We start from the raw sequence: 9,388 nt of genomic DNA, 5'->3' as shown, positions 1-9,388 counted from the left end.
GATTCAGAAAGCATCAAAAGTTTGCGCAAATTCCCCTTGATTCCCCCATATTAACTAATGCGTTATGGATGCTTCAACCTGCTCGTACTGGCTGGCAAGCAGAAATATATTACAAGGCATTTTTGACTGAATACGGTTTGCAACAAGGGGACCAAATAGAGCTTAAATTAGAAGCCACTGTTTATCCTGATGGCAGAGGACAATCTACTATTCAGGGCTTTAATAGTATTTATGGCTTACCAATCGAATATTACAAAGTAGGTGAAAAGCCAGGGTTCTTCTCTTGGGGTGATGATCGTAAGTTCAGCCACCGTATTGGCAAAGAAACTAGCAAAGCCATTATTCATTTATAAAAGCTAAATTATAAATCTAAGCTTTAATAAGTTGAGTTGTAAAAAACACATAAGAAGTGCAGCAAATAAAGGAGTAACAATGAGTAGCGATGATAAAGGCTCTGTAAAATCAAGTAAGCTGGATGACTTAATTGATAATCTTATTAGTGATGAGGATCTTGAGCGCTATATTGCTGAACAAAACGACGGTTTAACTCGTGAAGAACGAGAAAAAATAAAAAGAGAAAACCGCATTAACGCAATTAACCAGTGGTGCGCTGAAAACCCTGGCAGAGATCCAACAAGAGCAAAAGATAAAACCATTAAACAGCTCGCCTTAGATGAAGAGGCGGTGGTTCGAAGAGAAGAGTTTAGAAAAAACAACCCAGAGATAGTGGCTGAAATAAGAAAGCGAACTAAAAATGAAATCAAATACTTTGATGATAGACAAACCTATAATGAGCAACTGCCAAAAGACTATTTACATAAAGACAGTTATGAAACGCGATTAAAAAAAGCAGAAGTACTCAATGGCTGCAGCTTTAAAACGCGTACCTTTAAAAGTAAGCGTTTTACTGATCAATATGCAGCAGAGCTTGAATCTCCTAATTGTGGCTCAACACTTGAGGGGCATTGGGTTCGCAATGATGGTAAGCAGTTGGCTATTTCATGGTTTGGAGGGTGGTCTAACTTATTTACTATTCTTGGTTTCAGTTGTACGAGTCTTGCTTTAATCGTTCTCTTTTTTCATATCATAGCGTTAATTGCGAATGGGTTTGAGTATTTCTGGGTGATGGCCTCAATCTATGTGACGTTCTTTAGTTTGGGTTTATTCATTTTAAAACACCGCGCTATATTAGCGCACCGAGATAAGTTTTACTTTAATCGCCATACCGGCCTTGTAAAAACACCGCATACTTTATTTAGAAAACCGTTTTATTTACCTTACGAAGACATTGTTTGCTATGGCGCAAATCAGCGTAATGTCGGCTCAGCCCGTGGTGGTTCTCGTGTATTTGTGTCACTCATGGTGCCGTTAAAATACCCTAAACATTACCGCTTCACTAAGCCAACATTTTACGTTGGTGGTTTTAACCGTCAGTGGGATTCACTGGCATACGCCACAGCCATGACTTTTATGGATACATCCATCCCGCTTGGTACTCACTTATATCAATCGATAGAGCATTACTTCAAAATTGATAAAGATATAACCGAAAAACACGGATTCCCTGAGGAGCTAAAACCTTATTTAGATCCAGTCGATTGCCAAGTAAATAGAGAAGCCGTGTGGTAGTGAAGCTAGTTTGGTTTGTATTTACGCAAAGGAGTGGCACCGAACTGTAAATAAATAGTTAGTAATACAGTTCGGTAATAAGGAAGTTGAATATGCTTGAGCAATACGCAGAAACCGCTTATCGCGGTAAACAAGCTGCAAAATTTAGAAATGGAATCGCAACAGGTGAACGTGATTCAATGTATTGCCGTTATCAAAGCGAGCAAGCTATTTACCCTAGGGAAAACTTATTTGGATATTGCTTTGATAGCAGTCAGAAGAGTTATTATAAAGGGAATATTAATGGTCAAACAGACTATGAACGCTCAATTTTAACTAAAGGAAAAAATAAGTTGACGTTGGCCTTAATTGCAAATGCTACAAATATTATTGGTTTGATTAACTTTACTTGGGCGATGCTACATTTATTCTTTGTTTTTTTTATGTTTATTCTACCCTTATTTTCCCTTGCTTTAGGGGCATATGAACTTGCATTTGATTTTTTTATCATTCTTTTAAGTTGCTGGGTGGGATCTAAATTAATTAGCTTGCTAATTTGGCCTTTTTTTCGTTTCAAATTTAATCTAGCCACAATTTTTAACCGTAAAACGGGTATGGTTGAAGTACCTACTAAGAATGCAAAAAACTTTGATGCACTCCCTTTTGAAGAGTTCAATGCTCACTATAAGGTAGCCCATAATCCTAAAAGTGGTTTTGCTAATAGAGGCTTTACATTACTGCATTATAAGAAAAACATTCGTTATGAACAGACTTATAGTAACCAAATAGCCTGCGCTTTTTTGCACTGGGAGCTATTGCAAAATTTTATGGATGTTACTCAGCCATTAGCTGATATCCCACAATTTGAATATTATCGAGAGTTTGATAAAACAACCGCAGAGTTTGATAAAGCGAACGGTCGTCCAAAATATTTTTGGTATCGTGTTGATAAATCTTTTTTAAAAAAGATGAGCCAAGCAAAAAACGAGCAATTAAAAGAGTTTAATGATGATGAGCAACTAGATAATTTATTGATGGGTAAACCAATCAAGAAGCTCAATCCACCTGAAATCTTTATGTTTCCTTGGAAATACGCAGAAAATATAAAACCTGAAAGTGAGATTAAATTTGGCAAAACAGCGTGGCAAAAATTCACCTCATTTTTAATGATTGATTTGTAAAAACTGACTGTTAGGGCAACATTGAAAGATAAGGATATCAATGTCTATTTCATATAAATTTGCAAAGCTAAACGCAAGAGCGATGGAAAATTCACAGAATTTTAAAAATTATTTTTCGAAGAAGAGGTTTAATAAATTCACTGATTTAATGGGTTTTCAAATAGTAAAAATTTTAGTCTTAAAGGATGAAGAAAGAAGGCTTAAAGATTTAAATAGTATTGATAACGAAGGGCGTTATTTAGGTTTCCAAAAAGCAAATGATGCGATGCTTGCGTTAACTTTAGGGCCGATATTATTGGGGGCAGTGCTAACGTTTATTTCTATTATAGCTTTAATGGTGTGGATCTATGAGTCAATTTACTATCCAAATAATGCTGCTTCTCCATTGTTCTTTGTATGCCTCTCCTTAGGATTTAACCTTTTCTTCCTCAACTTTGGGCCTATTTTAGCGCGTTACATTTTACCTCGGCGTGAGGTGTATTTTGACCGTATAAATCAAACGGTGAGTTTTACTTGGTCGGTTGATAATGCGCAAAAGAATGAGCACGGTCATGCGACCTTTCCGTTTTCAGAGATAGAAGCGTTTTACGCTAAAGCCAATCATTCACAAGGACATGGCGTGACTCATGCGATGTATGTGGCTCATAAAGATTACAGCAACCATGCAGGTGCGTTTAGTGAAATTCGCGTTAAAGACAACCCACAAAATCCAAACTACTGTCGTTACACATGGGAGCGCGTGGTGCGTTTTATGGATTTAAGCAAACCATTAGTGGACTCACCCGAAATTGAGCCGTTTCGTAATTTAGACCCAGTAACACGCGATTTTGATAAACAGAATAACCGCCCAGAAAAGTATTGGCGTTTAATGAGTTACAAACAGATGCAGCAGATAGAAGGAAAGCTTGATAACGATATTTATCGCTTTAACTTTGATGGTGCAATAACCAACCCTAAACGCTGGGCAAACGAAGAAATCACCAAACCATGGGAAAAATGGCCAATTGACGAAAGCTTAAATCAACCTGATACAACGCCTTATTGGAAGCGATTAACAAAAACCCAATTAAGGCAAATAGCAGTGGGTGTTTAGGGTCTGAGATATTTAAAATGGAATGGTTATAAACAAGGAATGTAGATAGCAATGACTATGAGTAGTAATGATAAAAGCTCAGTAAAATCAAGCAATCTGGATGATTTAATTGATAACCTTATTAGTGATGAGGAGCTTAAACGCTATATTGCTGAACAAAACGATGGTTTAACTCATGAAGAACGAGAAAAAATTAAAAGAGAAAATCGTATTAATGCAATTAACCAGTGGTGCGCCGAAAACCCTGGCAGAGACCCAACAAGAGCAAAAGATAAAACCATTAAACAGCTCGCCTTAGATGAAGAAGATGTAGTGCGATTAGAAGAATTTAGAAGAGATAATCCTGAAAAAGCAGCAGAAAGTAGAAGGAGAGCCGAGAACAGTAGTAAATATTTTGATGATAGACAAACCTATACAGAGCAACTACCAAGAGACTATTTACATCAAGACAGTTATGAAACACGATTAAAAAAAGCAGAAGCACTCAATGGCTGCAGCTTTAAAACTCGTACCTTTAAAAGTAAGCGTTTTACTGATCAATATGCAGCAGAGCTTGAATCCCCTAATCGTGGCTCAACACTTGAGGGACATTGGGTAGAGAATGATGGTAAGCAGTTGGCTATTTCATGGTTTGGAGGCTGGTCTAACTTATTTACAGCACTTGGCTTTTTCTTTGAAACACTCGCTTTTATGGTTTTCTTATTTCATGTATATGCGTTAATTGCGAATGGGTTTGAATACTTCTGGATAATGGCCTCAATCTATGTGACGCTCTTTGGTTTGGGTTATTTCACTTTAAAACACCGTGCTATATTAGCGCATCGAGATAATTTTTACTTTAATCGCCATACCGGCCTTGTAAAAACTCCACATACCTTGTTTAGAAAACCATTTTATTTACCTTACGAAGACATTGTTTGCTATGGCGCAAATCAGCGTAATGTCGGTTCAGCCCGCGGTGGCTCACGTGTATTTGTATCTCTCATGGTGCCGTTAAAATACCCTAAACATTATCGCTTCACTAAGCCAACATTTTACGTTGGTGGTTCAAATCGTGAATGGGATTCACTGGCATATGCCACAGCCATGACCTTTATGGATACATCCATCCCACTTGGTACTCACTTATATCAATCGATAGAGCATTACTTCAAAATTGATAAAGACATAACAGAAAAACACGGATTCCCTGAGGAGCTAAAACCCTATTTAGATCCAGTCGATTGCCAAGTAAATAGAGAAGCCGTGTGGTAGTGAAGCTAGTTTGGTTTGTATTTACGCAAAGGAGTGGCACCGAACTGTAAATAAATAGTTAGTAATACAGTTCGGTAATAAGGAAGTTGAATATGCTTGAGCAATACGCAGAAACCGCTTATCGCGGAAAACAAGCTGCAAAATTTAGAAATGAAATCGCAACAGATGAACGTGAATCAATGTATTGCCGCTTCCAAAGTAAACAGGCGCTATTTCCCAGGGATAATGTATTTGGGCATTGTTATGATAGTTATCAAAGCGCTGCGTTTAAGTACAATTTATCTGGTAAAGCAGAGCACTATAGAAATGTCCTTGGTTGCACGCCAAACATTCTAAGCCTATCAACAATTGGTAGGAAAGTGTCTGATATATTATTACTGATTTGGGTTTGTATTCACTTAACTATTATCTTATGTCTTTTTTTTATTCCAGTATTTTTATATCTCTTAGGTAATGAAAAACAAGGCACTCTTGCACTTTGCTATATATTTTTAATGTGGGCATTCTCTAAATTTTTTAATTTAACGATATGGAAGTTAATTAGGAAAAAGGTCAAAGCTTCAAGAGTTAACTTTGAGCGTACGAAAGGTCTCGTTTGGATGGATAATAATAGCGGAAGCCATTCTTTGAAATTTCCTTTTGAAGAGTTTAACGCTCACTATAAAGTCCAAAACAACCCTCAAAGCGGCTTTCCATATAGGGGATTTACACTATTACATTTCAAAAAAGACGTTTTTTATGCTTGGACAGGTGCTAATTTAATTAGCTCTGCATTTTTACATTGGGAGCTATTGCAAAATTTTATGGATGTTACTCAGCCATTAGCTGATATCCCACAATTTGAATATTATCGAGAGTTTGATAAAACAACCGCAGAGTTTGATAAAGCGAATGGTCGTCCAAAATATTTTTGGTATCGGGTTGATAAATCATTTTTAAAGCAAATGACCCAAGCAGATGATGAACTTTTAAAAAAATTTAATGATGATGAGCAACTAGATAATTTACTAATGGGTAAACCAATCAAAAAGCTCAATCCACTTGAAATCTTTAAGTTTCCTTGGAAATACGCAGAAAATATAAAACCAGAAAGTGAGATTAAGTTTGGCAAAACAGCGTGGCAAAAATTCACCTCATTTTTAATGATTGATTTGTAAAAACGACTAGGCTGGTTAAGAAAGTTGAATATGTATAAAGATTATCTAGAGGGTTGTTATAAAGGTCTTAAAAGAAAATCGATAGAATCTGAAAGTTTAACAAATGAAAGAGAATCTTACTTTTGTAAAGAACAAAGCAAGATGCCTATTTTTCCAAAAGAACAATGCGTTATGAATGCTTGGAGTGACTTTCAATTGGAGAGTGACCGGCTTAATAGAAATGGGGAGTCAATTAGAGCTTATAATACTATTGCAAAAGACAATACACACCTAAAACTAGGTATTGGTGGAACACCAACTAACTGGAAAACCTCTTTAATTGTAGCTTGGATATATATACATTTATCTGTAATCTTTTTATTAATCAGTATGCCACTGTTAGCATGGTTACTTGGAAATGAGAAGCTTAGTTTTGATCTCATAATAATTTGTTTCTTAGTTTGGCTAATTTCAAAGTTAGTTAGTATTTTTTTAAGAAAAAGTCGATTATTTAAAAAATTAAAATTACAAACATTTTTTAATCGATCAAGTGGTAATATTGAGGTTCCTAGCTCAGATGGTAAAGAGTTAATTGGCTTAAAATATGATGAATTTAATGCACACTATCGTGTCGTGCATAACCCTAATAGTGGCTTCCCATTTAGAGGCTTTACACTACTGCATTATAAAAAAGATGAACTATTTGATTATACAGGCCCAACTTATATTTATGATGTGTTTTGTGAGTTGGAACTGATTGAAAATTTCATGGATACCACAAAACCTTTGGCTGATATCCCACAATTTGAATATTATCGAGAGTTTGATAAAACAACCGCAGAGTTTGATAAAGCGAATTGTCGTCCAAAATATTTTTGGTACCGTGTTGAGCGCAAGTTCGCTAAACAAATGAACAAAGAAGCCCTGAAGTTAAGTAAAGAGTTTGATAATGAGGAGCAACTAGATAATTTACTGATGGGTAAACCAATCAAAAAGCTCAACCCACCTGAAATCTTTAAGTTTCCTTGGAAATACGCAGAAAATATAAAACCAGAAAGTGAGATTAAGTTTGGCAAAACAGCTTGGCAAAAATTCACCTCATTTTTAATGATTGATTTGTAAAAACTGACTGTTAGGGCAACATTGAAAGATAAGGATATCAATGTCTATTTCGTATAGATTCGCAAAAATGAATGCAAGAACAATCGAAGCGTCACAGAACTTTAAACAGTATATCGCCCCCAAGAAGTTTGAATATAGTTCACTTAAAGGTTTAATGTTTGTGCGAACATTCTTAGAGAAAGAAGATAATAAAGAGGTATCTCCAAAAAGCTTAGATAATCAAGCGCGTTATTTAGGCTTTCAAAAGGGGAATGATGCGATGCTTGCATTAACTTTAGGGCCAATTTTATTGGGGGCAACAGGTAGTTTTGCGGCGGTTTGCATTATTTTAATATGTCTTTACACTCAATTCACGCCTTCACCAGAACCATTACCTGTTTGGTTTATCGTATTTGTAATTTGCTGGAATCTGTTCTTTTTAAATTTCAGCCCCATATTAGCACGTTACATTTTACCTCGGCGTGAGGTGTATTTTGATCGCTTAAATCAAACGGTGAGTTTTACCTGGTCGGTTGATAATGCGCAAAAGAATGAGCATGGTCATGCGACATTTCGGTTTTCAGAGATAGAAGCGTTTTACGCTAAAGCCAACCATTCACAAGGACATGGTGTGACTCATGCGATGTATGTGGCTCATAAAGATTATCAAAACCACGCAGGTGCATTCAGTGAAATTCGCGTTAAAGACAACCCACAAAACCCAAACTACTGTCGCTATACATGGGAGCGCGTGGTGCGTTTTATGGATTTAAGCAAACCATTAGTGGACTCACCCGAAATAGAGCCGTTTCGTCATTTAGACCCACTAACACGCGATTTTGATCAACAGAATAACCGCCCAGAAAAGTATTGGCGTTTAATGAGTTACAAACAGATGCAGCAGATAGAAGAAAAGCTTGATAACGATATTTATCGCTTTAACTTTGATGGTGCAATAACCAACCCTAAACGCTGGGCAAACGAAGAAATCACCAAACCATGGGAAAAATGGCCAATCGACGAAAGCTTAAATCAGCCTGATACAACGCCTTATTGGAAGCGATTAACAAAAACCTTATTAAGACAAGTAGCAGTGGGTGTTTAGGGTCTGAGATATTTAAAGTGGAATGGTTAAAAACAAGGAATGTAGATAGCAATGACAATGAGTAGTGATGATAAAGGCTCAATAAAATCAAACAAACTGGATGATTTAATAGATAACCTTATTAGTGATGAGGAGCTTAAGCGCTATATTGCTGAACAAAACGACGGTTTAACTCATGAAGAAAGAGAAAAGATTAAAAGAGAAAATCGTATTAATGCAATTAACCAGTGGTGCGCTGAGAACCCTGGCAGAGACCCAACAAGAGCAAAAGATAAAGCCGTTAAACAGCTCGCCTTAGATGAAGAAGCTGAGGTGCTATTAGAAGAATTTAGAAGAGATAACCCTGAAAAAGCTGCAGAAAATAGAAGGAGAGCCGAAAATAGTTGTAGGTACCGTAAGAATAGTCAAACCTATAACGAACAACTACCAAGAGACTATTTACATAAAGACAGTTATGAAACGCGATTAAAAAAAGCAGAAGCACTCAATGGCTGCAGCTTTAAAACTCGTACCTTTAAAAGTAAGCGTTTTACTGATAAATATGCAGCAGAGCTTGAATCCCCTAATCGTGGCTCAACACTTGAGGGGCATTGGGTAGAGAGCGATGGTAAGCAGTTATCAGTAGCTTGGCTCGGTGGCTGGACTAATTTAATTGCTAATATAGGGTTTATGTTACTTTTTCTATCAGTTGTAACATTACTTTTTCAATTAGTAGTTATATTATTTGAAGGTTTACATAAAACATGGATTTTCACTCTCATTTATGTCCCTATGTTTATTTTAGGGTATTTTATTGCTAAGCATCGAACCGTGTTATTACATCGTGATTATTTTTATTTTAATCGCCATACCGTCCTCGTGAAAACTCCGCATACTTTGTTTAGAAAACCGTTTTATTTACCTTACGAAG

At 36.4% G+C, this 9,388-nt stretch carries 9 protein-coding genes; all 9 read left to right on the top strand.

The genetic code is table 11. The annotated features are described in order from the left end of the window. The coding region (locus L1264_RS20905; protein ID WP_235404582.1) for a hypothetical protein at positions 1-353 on the top strand (353 nt) is incomplete at its 5' end. 79 nt (positions 354-432) lie between these two features. After that, positions 433-1,629: a hypothetical protein gene (locus L1264_RS20900; protein ID WP_235404581.1), complete on the top strand. Its 1,197-nt coding sequence runs from the start codon at positions 433-435 to the stop codon at positions 1,627-1,629. A 92-nt stretch (positions 1,630-1,721) separates the two neighbouring features. Further along, positions 1,722-2,789 (top strand): hypothetical protein, encoded by a 1,068-nt coding sequence (locus L1264_RS20895; RefSeq protein WP_199526977.1) that lies wholly within the window; start codon positions 1,722-1,724, stop codon positions 2,787-2,789. Positions 2,790-2,829: 40 nt separating this feature from the next. Further along, positions 2,830-3,882, top strand: a complete 1,053-nt coding sequence (locus L1264_RS20890) for a hypothetical protein (RefSeq protein WP_199526978.1) — start codon at positions 2,830-2,832, stop codon at positions 3,880-3,882. A gap of 51 nt (positions 3,883-3,933) precedes the next feature. After that, positions 3,934-5,136 (top strand): hypothetical protein, encoded by a 1,203-nt coding sequence (locus tag L1264_RS20885; RefSeq protein ID WP_235404579.1) that lies wholly within the window; start codon positions 3,934-3,936, stop codon positions 5,134-5,136. 92 nt (positions 5,137-5,228) lie between these two features. Further along, a complete protein-coding gene (locus L1264_RS20880) occupies positions 5,229-6,293 on the top strand; it encodes a hypothetical protein (RefSeq protein WP_199527394.1) in 1,065 nt (354 codons plus the stop codon). A gap of 30 nt (positions 6,294-6,323) precedes the next feature. Then, positions 6,324-7,394: a hypothetical protein gene (locus tag L1264_RS20875; RefSeq protein ID WP_199527395.1), complete on the top strand. Its 1,071-nt coding sequence runs from the start codon at positions 6,324-6,326 to the stop codon at positions 7,392-7,394. Positions 7,395-7,434: 40 nt separating this feature from the next. Next, positions 7,435-8,478: a hypothetical protein gene (locus L1264_RS20870; protein ID WP_199527396.1), complete on the top strand. Its 1,044-nt coding sequence runs from the start codon at positions 7,435-7,437 to the stop codon at positions 8,476-8,478. A 51-nt stretch (positions 8,479-8,529) separates the two neighbouring features. Continuing rightward, on the top strand, positions 8,530-9,388 hold an 859-nt coding region (locus L1264_RS20865), incomplete at its 3' end, for a hypothetical protein (protein WP_235404577.1).

Origin of the sequence: Pseudoalteromonas sp. APAL1 (assembly GCF_021532475.1) — a bacterium.
Classification (GTDB): domain Bacteria; phylum Pseudomonadota; class Gammaproteobacteria; order Enterobacterales; family Alteromonadaceae; genus Pseudoalteromonas; species Pseudoalteromonas lipolytica_C.
Note: the sequence above shows the minus strand (reverse complement) of the source record. Positions and strands in the feature narration are given on the sequence as shown.